Raw genomic sequence first — 24,640 nt, 5'->3', positions numbered from 1 at the left:
GAAAACCGCACGGTCCGGCGGTGTTCCGGGGTGCGGATTCCTGCGTACGGGTCGGTCGTGTGCCGGATTCCTGCGATGCCGAGGCCGTGGAAGGCCGGCGGTGCAAGGTGTCCGCCAAGCATCGCCTCGCCGAGCGGGAGGACTCCTGTGCACAAGACCACGCGGGCCACCGCGGTCCTGCTGTTCGTCGCCTGGGCCGTCGACTACCTGGACCGGCAGGTCATCAATCTGGCCCTGCCGGAGATCGGCGACACGTTCGGTCTCACGCATGGTGAGCGCGGCGCCGTCCTGTCCGCGTTCTTCGTCGCGTACGCGCTGACGCAGATACCCGGCGGGTTGCTCGCGGCCCGTGTCGGCGGCGTCCGGATGATCTGTCTGGCGCTGGCCCTGTGGTCGCTGTTCACCGGCCTGACCGCACTCGCCTGGTCCTTCACGGCGCTGCTGGCCATGCGCGCCCTGTTCGGTGTGGCACAGGGCCTGTTCCCCGCGGCGGCCGTCGACGCCCTCAGCCGGCGCAGCCTGCCGGAGCAGCGGCTCACGGCCAACGGCTGGATCCAGAGTTCCAACGCCGTCGGCGGCCTGCTGGCGGCGGTGCTGGGCGCCGTGCTACTCGCTCACTGGGACTGGCGGGTGATGTTCGCTGCCGTGTCCGTGCTGGGAGTCCTCGTGGTACTCGCCGTCCGGCGCTGGATGCCCGCCGAGCTGCCCGAGGAGGAGACCGGTCCACCGCTGAGACCCGCCGAGGGCGCCGCGACCGCTCTGATGCGCTCCCCGGCGATCCTGGGCTTCGCGGTGATGTTCTTCGCCTACGACATCGTCATCTGGGGCCTCAACAGCTGGAGCGCGTCGTTCTTGATGGAGAAGCGCGGCCTCGAGGTGTCCGACGCGGGCCTGGTCGCTCTGGCGCCCACCCTGGTCGCCGCGGTCGCCGCGGTCGTCGGGGGCAGGCTCTCCGACCGTTACGAGGGGCGCCCCCGGCGCATAGTGGTGCCCGCCATGACCGTCGCGGCGGTGCTGCTCGTCCTGCTGCCGCTCACCGGGGACGTGGCGGAGTACGTGGTGGTCGCCACCCTCATCAGCGGCGTCGTGGGCCTGTGCTACATGCCCTGCTTCTCGGTGCCGATGCGCAGCCTTCCGCCGGGGCTGACCGGGGCGGCCTCCGGCGTCATCCTGTTCGGCGGGCAGTTGTCCGGGATCGTCGTGCCGGTGGCCTTCGGACACGTCGTGGACGCCTTTTCCTACCGGGCCGCCTTCTGGTCGCTCGCCACCGGTCCGGTTCTGGCCGTTGCCGCCGTCCTCCTGGTGCCCCAGACCACCCCACAGTTCCTGCTGCGGCTTCGCGCCGCCATCACCGACCAGCACCCGACCGAGGAAGACGACAACGATGCGTCCGCAGTCTCCCGCCCTTCCTGACAGCGAACCGGCCGAGGCCGGTCTCGGCGTGGGCCTCAACGCCCGCCTTCCACACTGGCTGGACGTCTACCACGACCTCCACGCCCACCCCGAGATCGCCTTCCGGGAACACCGCACGGCGGCGACCGTCGCGCGCGAACTGCGGCGTGCCGGCGGCTGGGAGGTGACCGAGCGGATCGGCGGAACGGGTGTGGTGGCCGTCCTGCGCGGTGGCGAAGGGCCGGTCGTGTGGCTGCGGGCCGACATGGACGCGCTGCCGGTGACGGAGGAGACCGGCCTGCCCTACGCGTCCGCGGAACCCGGACTCATGCACGCCTGCGGCCACGACGTGCACGTCGCCGCGCTGCTCGGCGTCTGTCGTCAGCTCGCCGCGCATCCCGGCGCCTGGAGCGGCACTGTCGTGGCCGTCTTCCAGCCGGCCGAGGAAGTGGGCCGCGGTGCGCGGGCGATGCTCGACGATGGCGTCCTCACCCGCTTCCCCCACCCCGACGTGGTCCTCGGGCAGCACGTGGGCCCCTTGCCGGCCGGCCTGGTGATCACCAGGCGGGGCACCGTCATGGCCGCCGCCGACAGCCTGCGCGTCACCCTGCACGGATCGGGCGCACACGCCTCGGCCCCGCACTTCGCCGTGGACCCGATCGTCATGGCGGCGGCCGTGGTGATGCGGCTGCAGACGTTCTCCGCCCGGCAAGCGGCCCTGAGTCCGTCCACGCTTCTGACGGTCGGGGCCGTGCACGCGGGTACCGTGCCGAACGTCATCCCGCACGCCGCGGAACTCCTCTGCAGCCTGCGGACGTACGACGAGCGGGCGCGCGCGGAAGCCCTCGCCGACGTCCGGCGCCTCGTCCGCGCGGAGGCCGACGCCCAGGGCGCCGTCCGAGCGCCGGACATCGAGACCTACGACTCCTTCCCGCTGCTCGTCAACGACGAGTGCACCACCCGCCGCCTCCTGTCCGCCCTCGCGGACGCGGGAGTGCGGACCCATGAACTGCCCACGCCGCTCTCGGCGAGTGAGGACTTCGGGGTCTTCGCGGCGGCGGCCGGCTGCCCGTCCGCGTTCTACCACTTCGGCGGCGCCGATCCGGCGGACTTCGACGCCGAGGCCGTCGCCTGCCTGGAGCGCGGTGCGCTCCCGCCGGGCACCGTCATGAACCACTCCCCGCACTACGCGCCCTCCGGCCGGCACGCGGTGGGCGCCGGTGTGCGGCATCTCCTGACCGCCGCCGCGTCCTGGCTGTCCGCCGACGGCGGACAGCCAGCGGCATGACCACCCCGGGGCGGCACGGGCCGTGTTCCGTCCTCAGGCTCCGCGGCGTCTTCGCCGTAGCGACCCGACCCACGTGCACAAGCCCGAACCCCGTTGCCCGCACGCTCATATCCGCATCCACTCCGGCCGATCACGTCTCGGTCGGCCGACGCCGGAAGGACCGCTCGTGAAGAGGTGGACCACCCTTCTCCTGACCGTCGCCCTCGCTCTCCCCGTCGGCGCGCCCACGGCCGCCGCGCACGCCGGGCCGCGGCCACCCGCCACCCCCGCCTGCGCCTGGGAGCCGCTCGGCTACCGGACGTCCAACGTCGCCTACCCGGACACCAGCGCCCAGTACTGGCTGCTGCACTACAAGGTCCAGGACGGCCTCTCGATCGAACTCGACGGACGTTACCCGGACGCCCGTTACCTCTCGTACGCCACCTATGACTCGACCCGCTCCAGCTTCACCGGGGCGGACGGCACGCCCTCCGCCCTGACCGATCACCGGATCGCCCCCGACCGCGGCGGGCGGAACCCCTACCAGCGGCACACCCGCCCCGGCGGCCGGTACACGGTGACCGTGGCGGAGAACGCCGGTGATCGGCGCAACGGCCTGCCGATCGCCCCTGCCGACACCGCCGCGGGTGCCGAGGGCACGGTCATCTACCGGCTCTATCTCCCGAACGGGAAGATCAGTCTGCCGCGCGTGACCTTCGTCCGGGGCGGTCACCGGGTGCGCGTGGCGACGTGCGACGACGCTCTCGCACCCACCGTGGAGTCAGCGGGGCCCGCCGCCCGCCCCCGTGCCTCCGCCCCCGCTCCAGCGCCCGGCGCGGACCCGCCGCCGCAGCCGGCATTCGCCCGCTCGACCGGCGCGGGCCTGTATCCCAACCCCGACAACGCTTACCTGAGCACCGGCTTCGAGGCCCCGCCCCCGGGTCAGGTCCTCGTGGTCCGGGGCAGGGCTCCCGTTGCCACCGGTGGTGACCACGCCCGGCCCTGGCCCGACCGAACGGCACAGGTCCGGTACTGGTCGATGTGCGACAACCTGTGGTGGGGACCAGGCGCCGTGGTCGCCAACCCGCTGCCCGACGGCACGGAGAGCCTGGGCTGCCGGGCGGACTTCGACACGGAGCTGTCCGAGAACGGCACTTACACGTACGTGGTGGGTACGGAGGAGCAGCGGGAGGCCATCGAGAAAGTGCCCGGGGCCACGTTCCTTCCGCTGTCCGCGGCCACCCCGACGGACAAACACCTGTTGATCCTGCGCAACATGGTGGCTTCGGCGGGCTTCGACCAGGCGATCCATCGCGTGCCGCCCGGGAGCGGAGCGACGGCGACGGCCGAGGCGATGGGGCCGTACTACCCCCGGACGGCCTACTGCGAGCTGAACAGGATCATCACCGCCGGACCGGCCTCCTGCCCGGTGTCCTGAGTACCTCCGAATGCTGCGGGGTGTGGGCCACACATGAGTCCGCACTCCACAGCACCTGAGGGGCAGGGAAGCCGACCGGACACGCCGAGGCGCCATCGGGTGAGGATGGCGACTCCGGTCCGGTCGTGGCCCCGCGTGCGGGGTGTCCAGGTCGGTTACGAGCCGCAGCAGCCACCCGTCGGAGCCTCCTCGGCAGCCGCCACCCCGACCGTTGCCGAGGCGCCGAGCTGGACGAGCTGCGGCGTATGAGGGATTGTCGACGTTCGTCATCGCCGCGCGCAGGGCCACATTCAAGGGCCCTGCTGGCACAGGAACACCGCAGCCCCGGAACGTGCCCGGCACCAGCTGTCCGTCCGCCCCGGCCAGGTCCAGAGCCGCCCGTGTGCCGGTGCCCGGCCCCGGGTACCCGGGGCCGGAAACGGACTCAGATGCCTGAGGCAAGGAAGGAGAGTCGCGTGAGCGAGAGCCACGAACGCGACGAAGACCGTCCGCAGAGCGCGCTGGAGGAGGTCCTGCGCGAAGTTGAGGACGCTGAGACCCGTGATCCGGAGTCCGAGGCCGAGCGTCGGCACCGGGGCGAGGCCGGCGACGCCACCTCACCGAACACCGGAGCCCAGGAGGACAGCATGGGCGACTGAAGCGGTGCCGGACCTCGTGACGCGTGAGGGGCGCGCACATGGCACGACGTCGCGAGGCCTGAATGCGCGGAGGCCGGCTGCGGAGCCGGAGTCCGGAGGCGTTGCCAGGGGTGGCAGGCAGGCGGCTGGTTCTCACCTGCGAAGCGGCACTCCGGGCGGCTCGCACGCCGCCGGGTGTTACCCCGAACCGGGCACGCCGACTCAGGCCGTGCAGAGTCTCGGTCAGTCGCCCGCCCGGGGGGCCGGCTTGGCCTGGGAGCCGCCGCGCGTGTGCACGTACAGCTGACGACGGTCACCGACGTCGACCCGCTTCGGCAGGGGCAGCTCGTAGCGGACCGGACGGGTGTGGTCGGCCATCTGCCGACGCGGATTGTAGACCTGTTTGAACTTCCACAGCATGCGGGCGAAGTTGGTCTGCCCGTGCAGCAGGTTGCGGCCGAGGACGCGGGCTGCACCGAAGGCGGTGCGCAGGCCCAGGTGCTTGCGGTTGATCACGGCCTGCGTGCGCACCAGTTCTTCGTAGAACCGTTCCAGAGGCAGCGTCGTGGGGACCACGGCGTGCTGGATGTCGAAGAGCCGGTAGTCACGGGTGGTCAGCCGGCGCGATTCCGTGTGCCAGATCTCCGTGCCCGGATAAGGCGTCATCACCGTGAAGTGCACGATCTCGGGCACGGACAGCGCGAACTCCCGCACCACCCGGAAGCGCTCCTCGTCCCAGGCGGGATCGACGATCAGGTTGATGGCGACCTGAATGCCCATGCGGCGGGCGGCTTCCAGGGCGCGGATGTTCTCGTCCGGGCTGATCCGTTTGCGAAACAGCTCCAGACCGGCGGCGTCGATGGCCTCCATGCCCAGGAACATGTAGCGCAGACCCAGCCTTGCCCACCGTTCGAAGACCTCGGGATGGCGCAGCAGTACGTCGCTGCGCGTCTCCAGGTAGTACTGCTTGCGGATGCCGCGTCGCTCGACCTCGGCTGCGATGGCGTTGCCGTGGTCGGGTTTGATGAAGGCCACGTCGTCCACGATGAACACGTTGGGCTCGCGAATCCGCGCCAGATCCATGGCCGCCGCGTCGGGGGAGGCCTTGCGATAGCTCCGGCCGTAGAAGGTCCAGGCCGAGCAGAACGAGCAGTCCCAGGGGCAGCCGCGCGTGAACTCGATGGAGGCGCACGGGTCCAGCTCGCCGATGAAGTACCGACGGCGGCTGCGCATCAGGTCGCGGGCGGGAAGCGGGGAGTCGATGCCGTGCATCATCAGCGGGGCGGGTCCTCGCCCGGCGACGGTGATGACGCCCGGGACGCCGTCCACCCCGCCGCCGCGCACCGCTTCGAGGAGCGGGGCGATCGCGGGCTCGCCTTCGCCGCGGACCACGGCGTCCACCGCTCCCGCCGCCTGCTCCAGTACCTCTTCGGCGACGAAGGAGACGCTGTGGCCGCCGAAGAAGACGAAACAGCCGGGCACCTCCCTCTTGATCTTTGCGGCCAGATCGATGGCCTCCGGGATGTTCGCCAAGTAGTTCAGGGAGAATCCGACGGCCGCAGGCCGGAATGACCGGACCTCTTGGCGTAGCCGAGCCTCTGCCAGCACCTGAAGATCCACGACACGAACCTCATGACCGGCGTCCCGGGCAGCTCCGGCCACCCGTTCCAGGCCGAGGGGTTCCAGCCGCAGGAAGATCTCGGAGTACATCAGGGCGCTGGGATGGACGAGCAGCAGGCGCATGGGTCACCTCGGCGCGGGCAGCCTCGGTTTTGCGTCGGCTTCCGGCGGTGCAGTGGGAGAGTGACAGGGGTATGCGGGTGCCTTCCGTCACTGGGGCGTCGCGAATCGCACGTTGCGCCGTATGGCCGCGAGACACGCCACCAAAGAGTATGCAGAAACGTCCTGGCCGCCGCCGGACAGCCGCGGTCGGTGTACGCCGGGAGCGGCGCCGTAGGACGCCGAAGCCGGGCCCCGCTCCTTGCTGACCGGCGTACAGCGACGGACTGCTGAAGGGGTTGGCGCCAAGGATGACGCGCTGACAACAAGCGAAGCCGTGCACCTATGAAGGGGCCGACCACGAGGCGGGACCTCGCCTGCCGTTGGTTTCGCTGGGGCCGGCGTTCGTCAGCGTGTTCGGCGGCTGGCGCAGGGCTGCGGCAATCGGTGCGGTGGCTCTCGCCCTGACGGACACTCTGGGTCTGTACGACGGCCTGTTCCAAGGGCACCGGGGCCTTGTCGCCTGTTTGTCGGTGGCGGGTGTCACCGGGGTCGGCCTGGTAGCGGCGGTGCTCAGGGAGCGCAGGGAGGCTGAGCTGGCCAGCGTGCGGTCGATCGCCGAGACCGCTCAGAGAGTGCTGCTCCGCCCGGTGCCGTTGACTGTGGGACAGCTACAGATGGCTGTGTCCTACACCTCGGCCATCGCGGAGGCCGCCGATGCCGGCATCGCGGACAACGAGTCCGTCCGAGTACCAGAAGTAACGGCCGCCCATGGCCTCCCCGCTCTTGGTCCAACGCTTCATCAGGACCTCGGCCTGCGCGAGAGTGAGGATGGTCGCGCTCGGCCGGGTCCGTCAGGCGGGTCCACGAAGCCGTCGACGTTGTCCGCGGCTTCCAGGTCCTCTCTGGTGGACGCAGTACCCAGCTGCCGGGCTCTGCATCCCCGATGGCCTGTGCGCCCGCGTGGCTCCTCTGCTGCCGCCCTGCCCCGAGCGGCGGCACCGGTACACGGGGCGGCGCCGGATACCGACGGACTGCGTGGCGTCCGGCGATGGGACCGTCGGAACTGGCCCGGCGACGGCGGGGAGCCGCTGAAATCCGGGACGGTCACTGGGGGGAGGCGGGCGGTGGAGGGACGGCTGAGTCATTCGTGAAGGCGTCCAGGATGCGTTCCGCCGCCAGGGTCGCCGTCAATCCGCCTTCCCTCACCTGCTGTTCGAGCTGCGGAGCCAGAGACCGGACGGCCGGGTCGGCGTGCAGTCGGCCCAGCAGTTCGTCGCGGACCATGCTCCAGACCCAGTCGACCTGCTGGGTGCGGCGCTTGGCGGCGAGGCGGCCGGTGGAGTCCAGCAGGGTGCGGTGCTGCTCCAGGCGCTCCCAGACGGTGTCGAGGGCGATCGACTCGCGCGCGCTGCAACTGAGCACCGGCGGCGTCCAGAAGGCGTCCTTGCCGTGCATGAGCCGCAGGGCGCCCGCCAGTTCACGTGCCGCCGTGCGGGCGTCGCGTTCGTGCGGGCCGTCCGCCTTGTTGACGGCGATCACGTCCGCGAGCTCCAGCACGCCCTTCTTGATGCCCTGCAACTGGTCGCCGGTGCGGGCCAGGGTGAGCAGCAGGAAGGAGTCGACCATGTCGGCGACGGCCGTCTCGGACTGGCCCACGCCGACCGTCTCCACCAGCACCACGTCGTAGCCGGCCGCCTCCATCACCACGATCGACTCGCGGGTCGCCTTCGCGACCCCGCCGAGCGTCCCCGCGGTGGGGGAGGGGCGGACGAACGCCGCCGGGTCGACGGCCAGGCGTTCCATCCTGGTCTTGTCGCCGAGAATCGATCCGCCGGTCCGGCTGGAGGACGGGTCGACGGCGAGGACGGCGACCCGGTGGCCGAGCCCGGTCAGCATCGTGCCGAAGGCGTCGATGAACGTCGACTTGCCCACGCCCGGCACGCCGCTGATCCCGATCCGCCGGGCCGTGCCGCTGTGCGGCAGCAGCTCGGTCAGCAACTGCTGTGCGAGCGTACGGTGTTGGGGGCGGGTCGACTCGACGAGGGTGATCGCGCGGGCCACGACCGCGCGCTTGCCGTCCAGGACGCCCTTGACATACGCGTCGAGTTCGAGGGCCATCACGTCACCGGCTCACAGCTCGCCGTGCCCGAGACCGGCCGCCAGCCGGCCCACCAGGTCACGGGCCGCGTCCGGGATCACCGTGCCGGGCGGGAACACGGCCGCCGCGCCCATCTCCAGCAGGGTCGGCACGTCCTGCGGCGGGATCACCCCGCCGACGACGACCATGATGTCCTCCCGCCCCTCCTCGGCGAGCGCTTCGCGCAGCGCCGGGACGAGGGTGAGGTGCCCGGCGGCCAGGGACGACACCCCGACGATGTGCACGTCCGCCTCGACCGCCTGGCGGGCCACCTCGGCCGGGGTCTGGAACAGCGGGCCGACGTCCACGTCGAAGCCGAGGTCGGCGAAGGCGGTGGCGATGACCTTCTGGCCGCGGTCGTGGCCGTCCTGACCCATCTTGGCGACCAGGATGCGCGGCCGACGGCCCTCGGCGTCGGCGAAGGCGTCCACCACCGCCCGGGTGCGCTCCACGGCCGGCGACTCGCCCGTCTCGTTGCGGTACACACCGGAGATCGTACGGATCTGACCCGCGTGCCGCCCGTACACCTTCTCCAGAGCGTCGCTGATCTCGCCCACGGTCGCCTTCGCACGAGCCGCGCGCACCGCCAGCTCCAGCAGGTTGCCCTCGGCGCCGGCGGCCCGCGTGAGCGCGTCCAGCGCGTCCCGGCACGCGATCTCGTCCCGCTCCTCGCGCAGCCGCCGCAACTTGGCGATCTGCCGGTCGCGCACCGAGGAGTTGTCGACCTTGAGCACCTCGATCTGCTCGTCCGAGTCCACCCGGTACTTGTTCACGCCGATCACCGGCTGCCGCCCGGAGTCGATCCGCGCCTGGGTGCGGGCGGCGGCCTCCTCCACCCGCAGCTTGGGGATGCCCGCGTCGATGGCCTGCGCCATGCCGCCCGCCCGCTCGACCTCCTGGATGTGCTGCCAGGCACGGCGCGCCAGGTCGTACGTCAGCTTCTCCACGTAGGCGCTGCCGCCCCACGGGTCGATCACGCGGGTCGTGCCGGACTCCTGCTGGAGCAGCAGCTGGGTGTTGCGGGCGATGCGCGCGGAGAAGTCGGTGGGCAGCGCGAGCGCCTCGTCGAGGGCGTTGGTGTGCAGCGACTGGGTGTGGCCCTGGGTGGCGGCCATCGCCTCCACGCACGTGCGGGTGACGTTGTTGAACACGTCCTGGGCGGTCAGCGACCAGCCGGAGGTCTGCGAATGCGTACGCAGGGACAGCGACTTGGCGTTCTGCGGGTCGAACTGCTTCACCAGCTTGGCCCACAGCAGCCGGGCCGCCCGCAACTTGGCGATCTCCATGAAGAAGTTCATGCCGATCGCCCAGAAGAACGACAGCCGGGGCGCGAAGGCGTCGACGTCCAGGCCCGCTTCACGCCCGGCCCGGATGTACTCCACCCCGTCCGCGAGGGTGTACGCCAGCTCCAGGTCGGCCGTCGCGCCCGCCTCCTGGATGTGGTAGCCGGAGATGGAGATGGAGTTGTAGCGGGGCATCCGCTGCGACGTGTACGCGAAGATGTCGGAGATGATCCGCATCGACGGCTTCGGCGGGTAGATGTAGGTGTTGCGGACCATGAACTCCTTGAGGATGTCGTTCTGGATGGTCCCGGCCAGCTTCTCGGGCGGTACGCCCTGTTCCTCCGCCGCCACGATGTACAGCGCGAGCACGGGCAGCACGGCGCCGTTCATCGTCATCGACACCGTCATGCGGTCCAGCGGGATGCCGTCGAACAGCTGTCGCATGTCGTAGATCGAGTCGATCGCCACGCCCGCCATGCCGACGTCGCCGGTCACCCGCGGGTGGTCGCTGTCGTAGCCGCGGTGGGTGGGCAGGTCGAAGGCGACCGACAGGCCCTTCTGCCCCGCCGCCAGGTTGCGGCGGTAGAACGCGTTGGACTCCTCGGCCGTGGAGAACCCCGCGTACTGGCGGATGGTCCAGGGCTGGTTGACGTACATCGTCGGGTACGGGCCGCGGAGGTACGGGGCGACGCCCGGGAAGGTGTCCAGGAAGTCCAGACCCTCCAGGTCCTGCCCGGTGTACAGCGGCTTGACCGTGATCTGCTCCGGCGTCTCCCAGAGGAGGTCGTCGCCGTCGGCGGCCTTCTTCACGGCCGCACGCCACTCGTCGAAGCCGTCGGCTTCGGCGGTCGGAGCCCCCAGCTCGATCGCGGAGAAGTCGGGGATGGACATCAGGACACTCCCATGCGGTCGAGGGTGGCGGACAGCACGGCGACGGCGTCGCAGCCCGCGAAGACGTAGGTGTCCACGCCCGTGTACGGTCCCGGACGGCCCGCGAGGAACACGTGCTCGGCGCCCGCCTCGCGCAACGCGGCGGCGCTGGACTCGGCCTGCTCCCCGTACAGCGCGTCGCTGGAGCACAGGCACACCTCCCGCGCCCCGCTCTCACCGAAGTCCCCTTCGGTGACGGTTTCGATGCCGCCGGCCTGGAAGAGGTTGGCGGCGAAGGTGAGCCGGGCGGTGTGGGCGGCGGCCGGGCCGAGCGCGGTCAGGTGGACACGGGGCCGGGCGCCGGTCACGGCCAGGTGGGCATCCGAACGGGCGCGCAGCGCCTCGAACGCCTCGTCCCGCCGCACCCGGGGCAGGCCCCCGGACGGAGGTTCGGGCGCGGGCTCGCGCACGACGGGTTTCTCGGCCAGGTGGGGGAACTCGCTGACCCCGGTGACCGGCTCCCGCCGCTTCGCCAGCTTCGCGCTGCGCACGGCCCAGGTGTCCGCCAGCCGTTCGCCGACCGTCCCGGAGCGCAGGGCGGCAGCCTGCCCGCCCGCCCGCTCGATGTCCTGGAAGAACGTCCAGGCGGCCTGGGCCAGTTCGTCGGTCAGCCGTTCCACGTACCAGGATCCGCCCGCCGGGTCGATCACCCGGGTCAGGTGCGACTCCTCGATCAGGACGGTGGAGGTGTTGCGGGCGATTCGGCGCGCGAACGCGTCCGGCAGACCGAGCGCGTGGTCGAACGGCAGCACGGTCACGGCGTCGGCGCCGCCCGTCCCGGCGGCCAGGGCGGCGACCGTGGTGCGCAGCATGTTCACCCAGGGGTCGCGGCGCGTCATCATCACCGGCGAGGTCACCGCGTGCTGCAGCTGCGCGCCCTCCCGCGGCGCGCCGCAGACCTCCGCCACCCGCGCCCACAGCCGGCGCGCGGCACGCAGCTTGGCGATGGTCAGGAACTGGTCGGCGGTCGCGGCGTACCGGAACTCCAGCTGGGTCAGGGCCTGGGCCGGGTCCAGCCCGGCCGCGGTCAGGTCGCGCAGGTAGGCCAGGCCCGTCGCCAGGGAGCAGCCCAGCTCCTGCGCCGCCGATCCACCGGCCTCGTGGTAGGGCAGCGCGTCCACGGTCAGCGCCCGCAGGCCGGGGTGGCGTTCGGCGCACAGCCGGGCCAGCTCGGCCACGGGGGCGGTCTCGTACGACCTGCCGGTACGGGCCTCGTGGCCCAGCGGGTCGGCGCCGAGGTTGCCCCGCACGGTGTCCGCGGGGACGCCCCTCTCCTCGTGCAGGCGCAACAGGGCACGCGCGGCCGGCTCGAAGGCGTCGCCCGCCTCCAGGACGACGGGAGCCAGGTCGAGGTAGACGCCGTCGAGGGCGCGGTCGAGCGCGGTGACCGGAATGCCGGCGGACTCGCCGACGACCAGCCACAGGGAGGTGACGCCGTTCTCGAGGTCGGTCATGACCGAAGCGCCGTCGGTCACGGTGTGCCGCTGTCGCACGTCCCAGCCGCCGATGCGGGCGGCCTGGGCGCGGCCGCCGCGCACGAAGGGCGTGAGGCCCGGCAGACCGGGGTCGGGGGCGGCGTCGCGCGCGGTGTACAGGGGGCGTACCCGCAGGCCGTCCTCGAGCGCGGTGGACAGGGCGTCCTCCGCCTCGTCGTCCGGCACCTCCCTGCCCGACTTGCGCAGCACGCCCGCCACCAGGTGCTGCCACTGCTCATGTGTCGCGTGAGGGAACTCGGCCGCGAGGTCGAGTCCGTCGTCAGGCAGGAGCGTCATGGTCGGATGTTAGGTCAGGCGGGCAGGCGAGCAGCAGAGGGAGCGGTTGTGACCTTGTTCTCTCCGCGTGTGTGACATGAGCCGCTCACGCACTCAGTCGTCCGGAGCGGGCGGCATCAGGACGTCCAGCAGTGCGGTGCCGGCGCCCCGGCCCGGCCCGGTCCGGGGGAGGCGTTTCGGGTGGGCGAACTCCTCGACGAGCCCGAGTGCCGGCTCACCCGGGTGGACGGTGGTGGCGACGGCGCGGGTGACGGTCGTCTTCCCTCCGGCGGGGAGGGTCGCCCACCGCGATGCGCCGCGTCAATGGGGCCGCGCCGCCCTCGGACCGGTGCCACCTGCGCCGCCGCCGACCGTGGTGAGGAAGCTCCCGGACGGTACCTGCGGTCCAGGCCGGAACTGTGGCTTCCACCACAGCCGATGCGATCTTGTCCTGGTGAGATTGCCGGATGCTCGGTCTCCTCTTCCGGCTCCTGCCCTTCTGGGTCCGCGAGCCGCTGTTCATCGTGGTCGGGGCCGTGTTCGGCGTACGCCTCGTGCATCTCGCCCTCCGCGACGACGAAGGGGTGTTGGCCGGGATCGGTGGGGTGTTCCTGGTGTTCACAGCGGTGCGCGTGCGCACGGTGGTCCGCGCCCTGCGCGCCCGCCGGAACCCGGGCCCGGCGGCCTCGGCGGACGGGGCGGGGACCGCCGCCCCCGTCCAGGCGCAAGCGCACACGCAGGCGCGGATCCACGCGCCGGCAGCGCAGCGTCCCACCCCGCCCGCGCCCGAGAAGGAGCCCAACGCGTGGGCCCAGGCCGTCGCCGCCGTGGCGGTGTTCGCGGCGCTCGGTGCCGCGGTGTGGCTGGGCCCGCGTCTGCAGCCCTCCGAGAACGACAGCACACCGCGGGCCGCCTCGTGTCCGAGCGGGGAGGGGGAGGAACTGCCGGGCGCCTACGCGAAGAACCCCGAGGCGGTGACCGGCGACGAGCTGTGCAAGGCGCTCAACACGCCCGACCTCGCCCAGCTCCTGGGCACACCCGCCGAGACCGCCACCGTGGCGTCCGGCACGAGCAACACCGCGCCCCTGACCGACGGGAGGGTCGCCCAGCCGGAGGCCGAGGTCCAGTTCGACACCTACACCGTGAACGTCTCGGCCACGTACAACAAGCTGTCGATCGCCCAGTACGTGAACCTGATGAAGTACGGGCAGGAGACGGACGTCAGAAGGGTCGTGGTCCTCGGCCGGCCCGCGGTCCTCGCCTCGGACCACACCATGAGGATCGAGATCGATCTCGGGAGCGGCGGATCCGGTGGACCGGTCGAGCAGGGCCCACTGGCCAGAACGCTGTCGGTGGCCTTCGACGCGACGGACCGGGGAGGCTACTTCGACGTCACGGTGTGGAGCACGACCGGAGCCCTCCCGGACGACAGCGCCCTCCTCGACATCGCCGAGAAGATCCTCCCGACGATCCCCGGACGGAGCGTGTGAGAGCCGGCACCCGGAAGGCGAGTGTTCTGCGTCCTCGGCCGGGCCTCACCGGGCTCCTCAGTCCACCCTGCCTGCCCGAACCTCATGTGTGAGAAAAACCTGACAGTGTCAGGTAAATCTCGCACTGCCAAAGCTCCTTGCCGCCTGGATACCTTCAGGGCCACATCCCCACCACCCGCGCGGGCCCAGGGTTCACGCCGTCAGAATGCAAGGAGAGAGTGCGTGTTTGAACGCATAGCCGAATGGGCGATCCGCCGGTCCCGGCTGGTACTCGTCATCACCGCCGTGGCCGTGGTCCTCATGGGAGTTCTGGGCGCCGGCGCGTTCGGCAAGCTCCTGCCCGGTGGCTTCGACGACCCGTCCTCCCAGTCCAGCAAGGCCAAGACGGTCATCAGCGACAAGTTCGGCGGGGAGTCCAACCTGGTCCTGTTGGTCCGGGCCCCCGAGGGCGGCGTCGACGCCGAGGCCGTCAAGCGGCAGGGCACGGAACTGGCGGCCGGCCTCAGGAAGGAGGACACGGTCGCGAACGTCGTCTCGTACTGGGACACCGGCAACCCGGACCTCCGTTCCGAGGACGGCAACCAGGCGATGGTGCTCGCCCATGTGAAGGGCGGTGACACCGAGGAGCGGGCGAACGCCAAGGAGATCATCGACGAGTACACCGGTGCGAAGGGCGCCGGGCTCACCGTCGAGGCCGGCGGCACCGCTGCCGTGGGTGACGACATGGGGACCTACTCCTCCGAGGACCTCGTCCTTGCCGAGGCGATCGCGCTGCCCCTGACCCTCCTGCTGCTCCTCTTCGTCTTCGGCAGTGTGGTCTCGGCCCTGCTGCCGCTGGTCATCGGGCTCATCGCGATCGTGGGTACGTTCGCGGAACTCTTCCTCCTCGGCAGCGCCACCAGCATCTCCATCACCGCCACCAACCTGACCACCGCCCTGGGACTCGGCCTCGGCATCGACTACGCGCTGCTGATGGTCAGCCGGTTCCGCGAACAGCTCGCGAAGGGCGCGAGCGTGGACGACGCCGTCCGGCACACCGTGCACACCGCGGGCCGTACCGTCGCCTTCTCCGCCGCCACGGTAGCGGTCGCGCTCGCCGCTCTGCTGGTGTTCCCCCAGTACTTCCTGCGCTCGTTCGGGTACGCCGGGGTCGGTGTCGTCGCCATCGCCGCCATCAGCACCCTGTTCGTGATGCCGGCCCTGCTCAAGGTCCTGGGGCACCGGGTCAACGAGGGGCAGCTGCCGTGGGCGAAGAAGGCGGAGCGGGACGACGGCTCCAGGGTCCCCTTCTGGGGTCGGCTGGCCCGTACGGCCATGCGGCGTCCCGGCCTCACCGCGCTGCCGGTGCTCGCGGTGCTGCTGCTGGCGGCGAGCCCACTGCTGGGCATCACCATCGGTATCGCCGACGAGCGCTCCCTGCCCGAGGACGCCAAGAGCCGCCAGGTCTCGGCCGAACTGGAGAAGAACTTCAACGGCAGCGACGCGGCGGCCATCCACGTGGTCATGGACAAGGCGGTCGACAGGGCACCGCTGGACTCGTACGCGGGCAAGCTCTCGGAGCTCGACGGCGTGGTCCGCGTCGAGGCGTCCACCGGGACCTACACCGACGGCCGGGCCGCGGCGCCCGGTCCGCGCAACGCCGCGCTCGGCCGCCCCGAGGCGCAGCGGATCAACGTGGTGAGCGACCTGACACCGATGTCGGACGCCGCCCAGGACCTGGTCAAGGACGTGCGAGCGGTCGAAGCGCCCGAGGGGACGGACGCCTTGGCCGGCGGCCGGGACGCCGCACTGGTCGACTCCAAGGACTCCATCATCAGCCTGATTCCGCTGGCCGGCGGCCTGATCGCCCTCACCACCTTCATCCTGCTGTTCCTGTTCACCGGCAGCGTGGTGCAGCCGCTGCGGGCGCTGGTGCTCAACATCGTCAGCCTGGGAGCGGCCCTCGGCGTCATGACGTGGATGTTCCAGGACGGCCACCTCTCCGATCTGTTCGGCTTCACGCCGCAGCCGATGGAGGTGTCCATGACGCTGCTGATGTTCTGCATCGCCTTCGGCCTCTCGATGGACTACGAGGTGTTCGTCACCAGCCGGATCAAGGAGCTGCACGACGAGGGCGCGGACAACGAGACCGCGGTGGTCAACGGGCTCGGGCACACGGGACGCATCGTCAGCGCGGCGGCCTGTCTGCTGGCGGTGAGCTTCTTCGCCTTCGGGACGGCCGGCATCAGCTACATGCAGATGTTCGGTCTGGGCAGCGGACTGGCCATCCTCATCGACGCCGTCGCCGTCCGCGGCGTGCTCGTGCCCGCCGCGATGCGCGTGCTCGGCCGCTCGGCCTGGTACGCGCCACCCCTCCTGCGCAAGGCGCACGACCGCTTCGGCCTCAGCGAGGGCGGCCACGAGCCGGCGCCCCTGGCACAGCGGACGTCCGAGAAGGACCCCACGGGAGTCTGATCCCGGCGACGGTGATCACCCCAGCGGTGCCCGGTCCCGGCGGTGACAGTCGTGTCACCGCCGGGACCTTCGCCGTCCGCGTCCGCGGGGCGTGTGCGGGCAGCGGATGCGTACCCCGGGTGTCTGCAGGAACCTGGAAACATGACAGAACCGCTCGTGCCCCCCGGGGAGACCCCTCCCGTCGAAGGCTCCACGGCCGAGGCCCACGAGGAGCGCCCCGACGGCGGCATCTGGGAGCACCCCCGCATCTGGACGTGGATCATCCTCATCGGTGCGGCGATCGTCGCCTGTTTCTTCGTCGCCCGCGCCGTGTCACTGATGTGACCGGCTCCGTCCGTCAGCCGAAGTCGTCGGGGACGATCTGGAGCTTCTGCGCGATGCGTGCGAGGGCCTTCTGGTCCGTGGCGTTGAGCGAGTCGAGGACGGTCCGGCGTACGGAGCGCAGGTGGGTGGGGGCTGCCTGGTGCACGGTGTCGAAGCCGGTGTCGGTGAGTTCGGCGAGCGTGTAGCGGCCGTCGGCCGGGTCGGGGGTCCGTACGATCCAGCCCCGCTGTTCACAGCGTTTGACGACGTTGGACAGGCGGGAGAGCGACCCGCTGGCGAGGAAGGCGAGCTCTCCCATGCGCAGCGTGCGCTGCGGAGCCTCGGAGAGGTGGCTGAGTACGAGGTACTCGAACAGGGTGAGGCCGTGCTCCTGCCGCAGCGGTGACTCCAGCTTGCCGGGCAGCAGCAGGACGAGGGAGATCAGCCCCGTCCACGCCGCCTTCTCCTGCTCGTCGAGCCATCGCGGCTCCTGATCGTCCTCGTGTTCTCCGGTGCCGCTCACGGGCCCTCCCGTCATCACTTTGCGCTTGAAGTCATCACTTGCTACTCTCACTTTACGCGTGAAGTCATGTAACGGGAAGCGCGGCCCTGCGGACAGGAAGAGGGACCACCATGAGCACCGTCACTTTCGGCGTCACTCCGGGCTTCGGTGAGAGGCTCCACGAGGCCCTCGGCTACAGCGGAGCCGTCCGCGTCGGCGACCGGGTGGAGATCTCCGGCCAGGCCGGGGTGGACGACGAGCTGGTCATCCCCGACTCGCTGGAGGACGAGATCGTCCAGGCCTTCGACAATGTGGAGCGCACGCTCGCCACGGTGGGCGCCACGTGGAAGGACGTCATCCACGTCAACTCGTACCACAAGGTCGCACCGGGGGACGACGCCATCGGCGACGACCACAACAGGGTCATGGCCGAGCAGTTCCGCCGTCGCCTCGACGGCCGCGCGCCGATCTGGACCGAGACCGGCGTCACGGTCCTCGGTCTCGCCGCCATGCGCGTGGAGATCCGCGTCACCGCCATCGTCGGATCCGGCAGCTGAACGGTGAGGCACCGCATCAAGCGTGCTGCTCGGTGTAGTGCCTCCGGAGCAGGTCCGCTCCCCAGTCGTGGCGGATGTGGCGCCAGACCGAGTGGGCGTGGTTGCCGTCGTCCTGGGTGTTGTCGTACTCGATGAGGAAATCCGGGGCCCGGACACAGTAGTAGTGCCGGTCTCCGGGGACGAGGCCGCCGGCCCAGGCGAAGGAGACCGAACCCAGTCCGCGGGTCACCGCGTCCGACCAGCACTCCTGTGCGTACGCCGCGGGCGCGCGGTCGAGGTAGCGGCGCACCAGGGCCTCCAGGAGGCGCTGCTGACCGGGCGTCATGCGGTCGTGGGCCAGGCCGTCCGGCAGGACGGCCGGATCGGCGAACGGATCGTCCCGGGTCAGGATGTCGTCCGGCGGCGTGGCGGCGAAGACCGCCTCGGCCCGCGCACCGCCGTCCAGGCCCGTGACCAGCTCCCTGGCCAGGTCCTCCTCCGGGCCCAGGAGCCGGAGGCCCGCTTGGGGGCCGCTGCCGATGCGAGCCGGTTCCGAGCCGACGAAGTGCGGCGTCACCCGGATCCCGGCCGCCGTGACCAGGACGTGCACCGCGAGGTGGTGGCCGTTCATCCGCCAGCCCCACGGTTCGTCGCCGCCCGGGTCGCCCAGCAGTCGCACCCAGTAGCGGTCCGCGCCCACGGACCCCTGCTGGGCGCGGCGATGCCGTTCCACCTCGATCGCCCCGCGCGCCAACTCCGCTCCCGGCACGCTGTGCGCCGTGGCCAGGAGCGCGTCGACCGCCTCACGCTGCCGGGCGTCGAGCCCCTCGGTGGAGAGTCCGGGGCGGGGGCCGGGCAGGTAGGTCCACTCGCGCAGCTCCGGCGCGTCCAACCGGTCGGGCGCTGAGCGCAGTTCACGCACCTGCTCCGGCTCCAGGGCGGCCAGCAGCGCATGTGCCGCCTCCCGCATCCCGGCGGCGATGTGCTTCGACGGAATCTCGCCCACGCTTCTCCTCCCGCTGACGGCCACTCGGCCGGCAGCGGGTTTCATTCTGCGCGCGGAATCCCGTACCCGCGTGGCTTCGCGGAGGGCCGGACGCGTTTCCGTCCACCTATTGCACATATAGTGCAGATGCAGAGTCTTCGCAGAAGGAGATGGGCCCGATGGGCGGACCAGTGGTACTCGGGATCGAGTCCTCGTGCGACGAGACCGGAGCCGGGATCGTCCAGGACGGAAGGCTGCTCGCCCACGTCGTGGCGTCGAGCATGGACGAGCACGCCCGCTTCGGCGGGGTCGTGCCCGAGATCGCCGCCCGGGCGCATCTCGAGGCGTTCACCCCGGTCGTGCGTGAGGCCCTCGACCAGGCAGGGCTGGGACTCGGCCGGATCGACGCCGTCGCCGTCACGACCGGCCCCGGGCTCTCCGGCGCCCTCCAGGTCGGCCTGGCCGGAGCCAAGTCGCTCGCCTACGGGGCGGGGGTGCCGCTGTACGGGGTCCATCACCTGGCCGGACACGTCGCCGCGGACACACTGGAGCACGGGCCGCTGCCCACTCCGTGCGTCGTGCTGATCGTCTCCGGCGGACACACCTCGCTGCTCCTCGTGCGAGACCTGGTGCGTGAGCCGATCCTGCACCTCGGGGACACCCTCGACGACGCGGCGGGGGAGTGCTTCGACAAGGTCGCCCGCATCCTCGGCCTGCCCTATCCGGGCGGGCCCGCGATCGACCGCGCGGCACGGGAGGGCGACCCCCGCGCCGTCGACTTCCCCCGCCCCCTCACGCGCCCCGGCGACGATCCGTACGCCTTCTCCTTCTCGGGGCTCAAGACGGCCGCGGCCCGATGGGTGGAGAGGCAGCGGCTGCGCGGCGAGGAGGTGTCGGTGGCCGACGGCGCCGCCGCCCTGCAGGAGGCCGTCGCGGACGTGCTGACCCGCAAGGCGCTCGCCGCCTGCCGTGCCCACGACGTGCGGACACTGATCGTGGTCGGCGGTGTGGCCGCGAACTCCCGGGTCCGGGGCCTGGCCGAGGAACGCTGCGCCGCGGCCGGGATCGAGCTGCGAGTGCCGCCCATGACGCTGTGCACGGACAACGGCGCCATGATCGCGGCCGTCGGTGACCTCCTCGTCCGTGCCGGCGCCGAGCCCGCGCCACTGGAGGTGTCCATCGATCCATCGGCGCCGCTGGAGTACGCCTCCCTGACGCCGCTCCCGGCCCTCGCACCGCAGATCGCCTGATGCCGGCCGGCGCCGCACCCGACACCCGGCGCGCACACCCGGCCGGCGCCCCTTTCTCACCCTCGACCGGAGGCATGGTCCATGGGGGGCGCCCGGACGGGCGCGTCCAGGGCGCGCTTCCCGGCGGCGAGGGCGCGGGGCGGGCGGCGGCCAGGATGTGGTCGTAGCGGCCCGGGAGATGTGCCTGCCGGCCTCGTACGACGGCCCTGGCCGACGCAGGGTGCCGGGCACCCGCCCAGCCCCCTGCCGGTTGGGGTGAGCGCTGAACCGGGCCGGGTGTCAGTGCCTTCGGCCATACTCGTGCCGCGGCGCCACCCGGGCACCGCGGCACGAGGGGAGTGACATGGCTGAGGTGCTGGTCTTCCACCACGGACACGGTCTGACCGCCGGCGTCCGCGAGTTCGCGGAGCGGTTGCGACAGGCCGGACACACCGTCCACGCCCCGGACCTGTACGAGGGACAGGTGTTCGGCACCCTTGAGGAGGGCATCGCCTACGCCGGAAGCACCGGCTTCTCCACGATCACCGCGCGCGGAATCGCCGCCGCCGAACAGCTGCCGCCTGAGCTGGTCCATGTCGGCTTCTCACTCGGCGTCCTGCCGGCACAGAAGCTGGCCCAGACCCGCCCCGGCGCGAAGGGCGCGCTGCTGCTCGAGTCGTGCGTCCCGGTCGCCGAGTTCGGCGGCGCCTGGCCCCAGGACGTCCCGGTCCAGATCCACGGCATGGACGCGGATCCCTACTTCGCCGGGGAGGGCGACGTGGACGCCGCCCGCGCGCTCGTGGAGACGGCGACGGACGGCGAGCTGTTCCTCTATCCGGGCGACAGGCACCTGTTCACCGACAGCAGCCTGCCCTCCTACGACGAACGGGCCGCGGAGCAGGTCGTCCACCGGGTGCTCGGCTTCCTCGACCGCGTCAAGTAGGGGACACCTCGCGGACCGCGTGTGCGGCGTCGAGCTTGCCGTCGAGGTGCAGGAACGCGAGACCGTGGACCAGGACCCGGACCGTGGTCGACAGGGCGTCCGCGTCCCCGTGTCGAGGGCGAACCGGACGTAGGCGAGGTGACCGCGGACCCGGGACGGCATCGACGTCGCGCTCCATAAGCGCTTTCCGCACAGCCCGCCGGCGGTGATCATGGGTGGCATGAACCGCCCTGCGCACATCAGTAGGTTCGCCCTGAGACACGCGATACCGCATCCCCTGGCGATGGAGCAGTGGGCGGAGGTGCGCCCACTGATCGACGGCCGGGACGTGCTCGCCGCGATCCATCCCGCAGGGGTGGCGAGTTGCTCGCGCCGCGCGTGGTTCGGGTCGGCCGAGGAATGGCCACTGGCGGCGCTGGAGGAGCCTCGCCGGATCGAGTTGTCCAACAACGACTGTTACACGGGCTGTTGCGGGGGAGTCTTCGTCACCATCCACCGCCAGGGTGACCTGGTGGTGTGGTCGGCCTGGCAGAACACCCACGACAACCGGGTGCCGGTGCCTGCGGACGTCCGTTTCGATGCGGCTCAGTACGACGCCGAATTGGCGCGTGCCGTTGCCGACACCAGCTGGGAAGAGCCCGTGGACACGGTCGCGCGCCTGCTGACCCGGGAGTTCGGGAAGAGCGGATGGTTCGAACGCTGGGATTGCGCAGTGGAACAGGTGGAGCTCCGGCGGGAAGTGCCCGAAGGGGTGGAGGTGTACTTCGGCCGTCGCAGGGACGACGGGGCGTACGGCGCTGAGTTCACCTTCGACCTGCCTGTCACCCGGCACGAACCGCCGGGAGAACAGGCCCGGCGATTCATCGATCTGATCACATCCGACGACCCCCGCAAGACCGCCGGACCTCTGTGAGGCAGTGCCGCTCCCGGAGCCCGATGCGGCCGGTCGATGAGTTCCGGGCCCTGTCGGGGTCAGGATTCGCAGGACCGCTGACAGACTTGCGCGCCCGTACCGAAGGAGAGGCATGGCAAAGCTCATCTACTCGATGGTCACCTCGCTCGACGGCTACGCCGAGGCGGCCGAGGGCGATCTCGGTACAGGGGCCGAGGACCCGGAGGTGCACACGTTCATCAACGACCTCTTCCGACCCGTCGGCACCTACCTGTACGGCCGGCGGATGTACGAGACGATGGTCTACTGGGAGACCGCGCACACCGAGCCCGGCCAGCCGCCGCACATCCTGCAGTACGCCCGCGACTGGCAGGCCGCCGAGAAGGTCGTGTACTCCACGACGCTCGAGTCGGTGTCCAGCGCGAAGACCAGGATCGAGCGGACCTTCGATCCGGAGGCGGTGCGCCGGCTCAAGGCCGAGGCCGAGGCCGACCTCACCGTCGACGGCCCCAACCTCGCGGCCCAGGCGATCGCGGCCGGACTGGTGGACGAGTACCACCTGTTCATCACCACTAGCGTGGTCGGCGGCGGCAAGCGGTTCTTCCCCGACGGCGTACGCCTCGATCTGGACATGGTCGAGGAGCGTGCCTTCGACAGCGGACTGATCTACGCGCGCTACCGGACCCGCTGAATCGAGGAAGCGGTCGCACGGTGCGCCGGTGCCGCGGTCTGATCCTGTGCCTGGCCTACCGCCAGGCGTGGGCGCCCACGAGTTCCTCGGAGATCCGCCAGACGCGCCGCGCGTCCTGCGTACCGCGCAGGCGGCCGTACAGCTGCTGCTCCGCCGGCGGGCCGCCCAGGTGTCCGGGCCCGCTCGGTCCGTAGAAGCCGCCGCCCGTGGCCTCGGGTTCGGGGGCCGTGGCGGCGTGCAGAGCGGGCAGCTGTGCCGTGTGCACCGTTCCGACGACGACGCCGCGGGCGGACAGGGCGCGGATCAGGCGGACGCCCAGCGTGTCCTGGGCGCGGCCGACCTCGGGTCGGGCGGCGAGCAGGCTCGTCGGTGCGACTCCCGGATGGGAGAGGTTGCTGGTGATGCCCCAGCCCGCCGCTTCGCTGCGCCGGTGGAGTTCGAGGCCGAAGAGGCCGAAGGCGATCTTCGACTGGCTGTAGGCGCGCATGCCGTCGTAGGAACGCTCCCAGTTCAGGTCGTCCCAGTTGATGGCGTTGCGGTTCGCCGCGACGCTGATCTGGGACGTCACACGGGCCCGCCCGGCCCGTAGCAGGGGGAGGAGGTGGTTGACCAGGGCGAAGTGCCCCAGGTGGTTGGTGCCGAACTGCAGCTCGAAGCCGTCGGCCGTCGTCCGCCGGTCGGGCGGGGTCATGACGCCGGCGTTGTTGACGAGGAGGTGGATGGGGCGGTCCTCGTCCAGCAGCGTCCTGCCCAGCTCCGCGACGGAGGCGAGCGAGGAGAGGTCGAGGGCGCGCAGCGACACGTCCGCGCCGGGGATCCGCTCCCGGATTCCGGCGGCCGCCCGTTCGCCCTTGCGTGGATTGCGGACCGGCATGACGACCTGCGCGCCGGCGGCGGCCAGACGCGTCGCGATGCCGAGCCCGATCCCGTCACTCGCTCCGGTGACGACGGCGCGCTTCCCGGTCAGGTCGGGAACGGTGATGTCGATGTCCTTGCGTGGCATGTCTGCTCCCCACGATGTCGTTGGCTCCAGCGTCACCCCGGCGACCGGGCCCATCCAGGGACTCCCGATCCACCGATGCGCGCGGTCGCGCGGCGTCGGAGGAGAGGGGGATCGGCGGACCGTGGATAGGCGCGGAGGGGCGCGCTAGAAAGGGACCGGCACGAGAGGGAGACAGCGCATGGAGATCGACCGGGCCGGGCTCGCGGCGTTCCTGCGGCGCCGCCGGGAACTGCTGCAACCCGAGGACGTCGGCCTCCCGCGCGGACGGCGGCGCAGGACCGGCGGGTTGCGCCGCGAGGAGGTCGCCGAGCTGTGTCACATGTCGACCGACTACTACGCCCGGCTGGAGCGCGGGCGCGGCCCACGGCCGTCCGAGTCGATGATCGCCTCGATCGCGCAGGGGCTGCACCTCTCCCTCGACGAGCGGGACCACCTGTTCCGCCTCGGTGGCCACGCTCCGCCCGTCCGGGGCACGGGCGCCGTCGACGAGCACATCAGCCCCGGCCTGCTGCGCATCCTCGACCGGCTGGACGACACGCCCGCGGAGGTCGTCACCGAACTGGGGGAGACGCTGCGCCAGACACCGCTCGGCATCGCCCTCACCGGCGACACGACCCGCTACACCGGCCCCGCGCGCAGCATCGGCTACCGCTGGTTCACCGACCCGGCCACCCGCGGGCTCCACGCGCCGGAGGATCACGCGTTTCTCTCCCGGATGTTCGCGTCCGGGCTGCGTGAAGTCACCGCCTTGCGCGGCCCCGGCTCCCGGGCCGCCCACTACGCCGAGCTGCTCCTCGCCCGGAGCGACGAGTTCCGCGCTCTGTGGGACAAGCAGGAGGTCGGCGTCCGGCCCCACCACGTCAAGCGCTTCAGCCATCCGGAGGTCGGCGCCCTCGAACTGAGCTGCCAGACCCTTCTCGACCCGTACCAGTCACACCGCCTGCTCGTCTACACGGCGGTCCCGGGCAGCGAGAGCCACGACCGGCTGCGCCTCCTCGCGGTCATCGGGCCGCAGGCGCGGGCACTGCGCTGATCGGCGCACGGCCCGTGTCGGCTGCCGTGGCGACGGTCACCG

The 24,640-nt window shown here is 71.4% G+C and carries 20 protein-coding genes and 2 pseudogenes; 14 read left to right on the top strand and 8 right to left on the bottom strand.

Going from position 1 to position 24,640, the window contains the following annotated elements:
• Window positions 1-147: 147 nt before the first annotated feature.
• From ACFW01_RS12890 to ACFW01_RS12875, 4 genes are all read left to right on the top strand, one after another.
• Window positions 148-1,413, top strand: a complete 1,266-nt coding sequence (locus ACFW01_RS12890; RefSeq protein ID WP_234959219.1) for an MFS transporter — start codon at window positions 148-150, stop codon at window positions 1,411-1,413.
• Entirely contained in the window at window positions 1,385-2,680 is a 1,296-nt protein-coding gene (locus ACFW01_RS12885) for an amidohydrolase (RefSeq protein WP_384503474.1), read from the top strand. Before ACFW01_RS12890 ends, ACFW01_RS12885 begins: the two co-directional genes overlap by 29 nt.
• A gap of 166 nt (window positions 2,681-2,846) precedes the next feature.
• A complete protein-coding gene (locus ACFW01_RS12880; RefSeq protein ID WP_384503472.1) occupies window positions 2,847-4,097 on the top strand; it encodes a hypothetical protein in 1,251 nt (416 codons plus the stop codon).
• A 455-nt stretch (window positions 4,098-4,552) separates the two neighbouring features.
• The gene (locus ACFW01_RS12875; protein WP_234959222.1) at window positions 4,553-4,735 is read left to right on the top strand and encodes a hypothetical protein; all 183 of its coding nucleotides are present in this window, start codon (window positions 4,553-4,555) and stop codon (window positions 4,733-4,735) included.
• Between the two features lie 222 nt (window positions 4,736-4,957).
• On the opposite strand, the gene hpnR is transcribed toward ACFW01_RS12875, so the two are convergent.
• Entirely contained in the window at window positions 4,958-6,457 is a 1,500-nt protein-coding gene (gene hpnR, locus ACFW01_RS12870; protein WP_234959223.1) for a hopanoid C-3 methylase HpnR, read from the bottom strand.
• A gap of 341 nt (window positions 6,458-6,798) precedes the next feature.
• Between hpnR and ACFW01_RS12865 the strand changes: the two are divergent.
• A pseudogene (locus tag ACFW01_RS12865) lies at window positions 6,799-7,185 on the top strand (hypothetical protein); the annotation flags it as partial.
• 355 nt (window positions 7,186-7,540) lie between these two features.
• On the opposite strand, the gene meaB reads toward ACFW01_RS12865, so the two are convergent.
• From meaB to ACFW01_RS12850, 3 genes are read right to left on the bottom strand one after another with little or no spacing between them, the layout of a single operon-like run.
• Window positions 7,541-8,554: a methylmalonyl Co-A mutase-associated GTPase MeaB gene (meaB, locus tag ACFW01_RS12860; RefSeq protein ID WP_384503469.1), complete on the bottom strand. Its 1,014-nt coding sequence runs from the start codon at window positions 8,552-8,554 to the stop codon at window positions 7,541-7,543.
• 12 nt (window positions 8,555-8,566) lie between these two features.
• Complete coding sequence (scpA, locus tag ACFW01_RS12855) at window positions 8,567-10,747, bottom strand: methylmalonyl-CoA mutase (RefSeq protein WP_384503467.1); 2,181 nt, start codon at window positions 10,745-10,747, stop codon at window positions 8,567-8,569.
• On the bottom strand, window positions 10,747-12,558 hold the full coding sequence (locus ACFW01_RS12850) for a methylmalonyl-CoA mutase family protein (RefSeq protein ID WP_384503465.1): 1,812 nt from the start codon (window positions 12,556-12,558) through the stop codon (window positions 10,747-10,749). Before ACFW01_RS12850 ends, scpA begins: the two co-directional genes overlap by 1 nt.
• Window positions 12,559-13,004: 446 nt before the next feature.
• On the opposite strand from ACFW01_RS12850, the gene ACFW01_RS12845 reads away from it, so the two are divergent.
• The 3 genes from ACFW01_RS12845 to ACFW01_RS12835 all read left to right on the top strand — a co-directional run bounded on the left by ACFW01_RS12845 (window position 13,005) and on the right by ACFW01_RS12835 (window position 16,805).
• Window positions 13,005-14,027, top strand: coding sequence for a DUF6215 domain-containing protein (locus tag ACFW01_RS12845; protein ID WP_384503463.1), 1,023 nt, complete (start codon window positions 13,005-13,007; stop codon window positions 14,025-14,027).
• A 222-nt stretch (window positions 14,028-14,249) separates the two neighbouring features.
• The gene (locus ACFW01_RS12840; protein WP_384503461.1) at window positions 14,250-16,481 is read left to right on the top strand and encodes an MMPL family transporter; all 2,232 of its coding nucleotides are present in this window, start codon (window positions 14,250-14,252) and stop codon (window positions 16,479-16,481) included.
• A 141-nt stretch (window positions 16,482-16,622) separates the two neighbouring features.
• Complete coding sequence (locus tag ACFW01_RS12835) at window positions 16,623-16,805, top strand: DUF6480 family protein (protein ID WP_234959229.1); 183 nt, start codon at window positions 16,623-16,625, stop codon at window positions 16,803-16,805.
• Between the two features lie 13 nt (window positions 16,806-16,818).
• On the opposite strand, the gene ACFW01_RS12830 is transcribed toward ACFW01_RS12835, so the two are convergent.
• On the bottom strand, window positions 16,819-17,322 hold the full coding sequence (locus ACFW01_RS12830; RefSeq protein ID WP_234959230.1) for a MarR family transcriptional regulator: 504 nt from the start codon (window positions 17,320-17,322) through the stop codon (window positions 16,819-16,821).
• Window positions 17,323-17,417: 95 nt separating this feature from the next.
• Between ACFW01_RS12830 and ACFW01_RS12825 the strand changes: the two genes are divergently transcribed.
• A complete protein-coding gene (locus ACFW01_RS12825) occupies window positions 17,418-17,843 on the top strand; it encodes a Rid family hydrolase (protein ID WP_384503459.1) in 426 nt (141 codons plus the stop codon).
• Between the two features lie 16 nt (window positions 17,844-17,859).
• On the opposite strand, the gene ACFW01_RS12820 is transcribed toward ACFW01_RS12825, so the two are convergent.
• On the bottom strand, window positions 17,860-18,828 hold the full coding sequence (locus ACFW01_RS12820; RefSeq protein ID WP_384503457.1) for a DUF3500 domain-containing protein: 969 nt from the start codon (window positions 18,826-18,828) through the stop codon (window positions 17,860-17,862).
• Window positions 18,829-18,986: 158 nt separating this feature from the next.
• On the opposite strand from ACFW01_RS12820, the gene tsaD reads away from it, so the two are divergent.
• Both tsaD and ACFW01_RS12810 read left to right on the top strand, forming a co-directional pair.
• Entirely contained in the window at window positions 18,987-20,057 is a 1,071-nt protein-coding gene (gene tsaD / locus ACFW01_RS12815) for a tRNA (adenosine(37)-N6)-threonylcarbamoyltransferase complex transferase subunit TsaD (RefSeq protein WP_384503455.1), read from the top strand.
• A 343-nt stretch (window positions 20,058-20,400) separates the two neighbouring features.
• The gene (locus ACFW01_RS12810) at window positions 20,401-20,979 is read left to right on the top strand and encodes a dienelactone hydrolase family protein (protein WP_234959234.1); all 579 of its coding nucleotides are present in this window, start codon (window positions 20,401-20,403) and stop codon (window positions 20,977-20,979) included.
• On the opposite strand, the pseudogene ACFW01_RS12805 reads toward ACFW01_RS12810, so the two are convergent.
• Window positions 20,972-21,085, bottom strand: a pseudogene (locus ACFW01_RS12805) (TetR family transcriptional regulator); the annotation flags it as partial. The gene ACFW01_RS12810 and the pseudogene ACFW01_RS12805 overlap by 8 nt on opposite strands.
• Window positions 21,086-21,199: 114 nt before the next feature.
• Here ACFW01_RS12805 and ACFW01_RS12800 point away from each other — a divergent pair.
• Window positions 21,200-21,892: a hypothetical protein gene (locus ACFW01_RS12800; RefSeq protein ID WP_384503453.1), complete on the top strand. Its 693-nt coding sequence runs from the start codon at window positions 21,200-21,202 to the stop codon at window positions 21,890-21,892.
• A gap of 112 nt (window positions 21,893-22,004) precedes the next feature.
• A complete protein-coding gene (locus ACFW01_RS12795; RefSeq protein ID WP_234959236.1) occupies window positions 22,005-22,562 on the top strand; it encodes a dihydrofolate reductase family protein in 558 nt (185 codons plus the stop codon).
• A 55-nt stretch (window positions 22,563-22,617) separates the two neighbouring features.
• On the opposite strand, the gene ACFW01_RS12790 is transcribed toward ACFW01_RS12795, so the two are convergent.
• Complete coding sequence (locus ACFW01_RS12790; protein WP_384503451.1) at window positions 22,618-23,565, bottom strand: SDR family oxidoreductase; 948 nt, start codon at window positions 23,563-23,565, stop codon at window positions 22,618-22,620.
• Between the two features lie 178 nt (window positions 23,566-23,743).
• Here ACFW01_RS12790 and ACFW01_RS12785 point away from each other — a divergent pair, with 178 nt between their 5' ends.
• Entirely contained in the window at window positions 23,744-24,598 is an 855-nt protein-coding gene (locus ACFW01_RS12785) for a helix-turn-helix transcriptional regulator (RefSeq protein WP_384503449.1), read from the top strand.
• Window positions 24,599-24,640: the final 42 nt, after the last annotated feature.

It is taken from the genome of Streptomyces sp. NPDC058985, from assembly GCF_042740985.1.
In the GTDB taxonomy this organism is placed as follows: domain Bacteria; phylum Actinomycetota; class Actinomycetes; order Streptomycetales; family Streptomycetaceae; genus Streptomyces.
The sequence above is the reverse complement of the archived record's forward strand: the minus strand, read 5'-3'. Positions and strand labels throughout refer to the sequence as shown.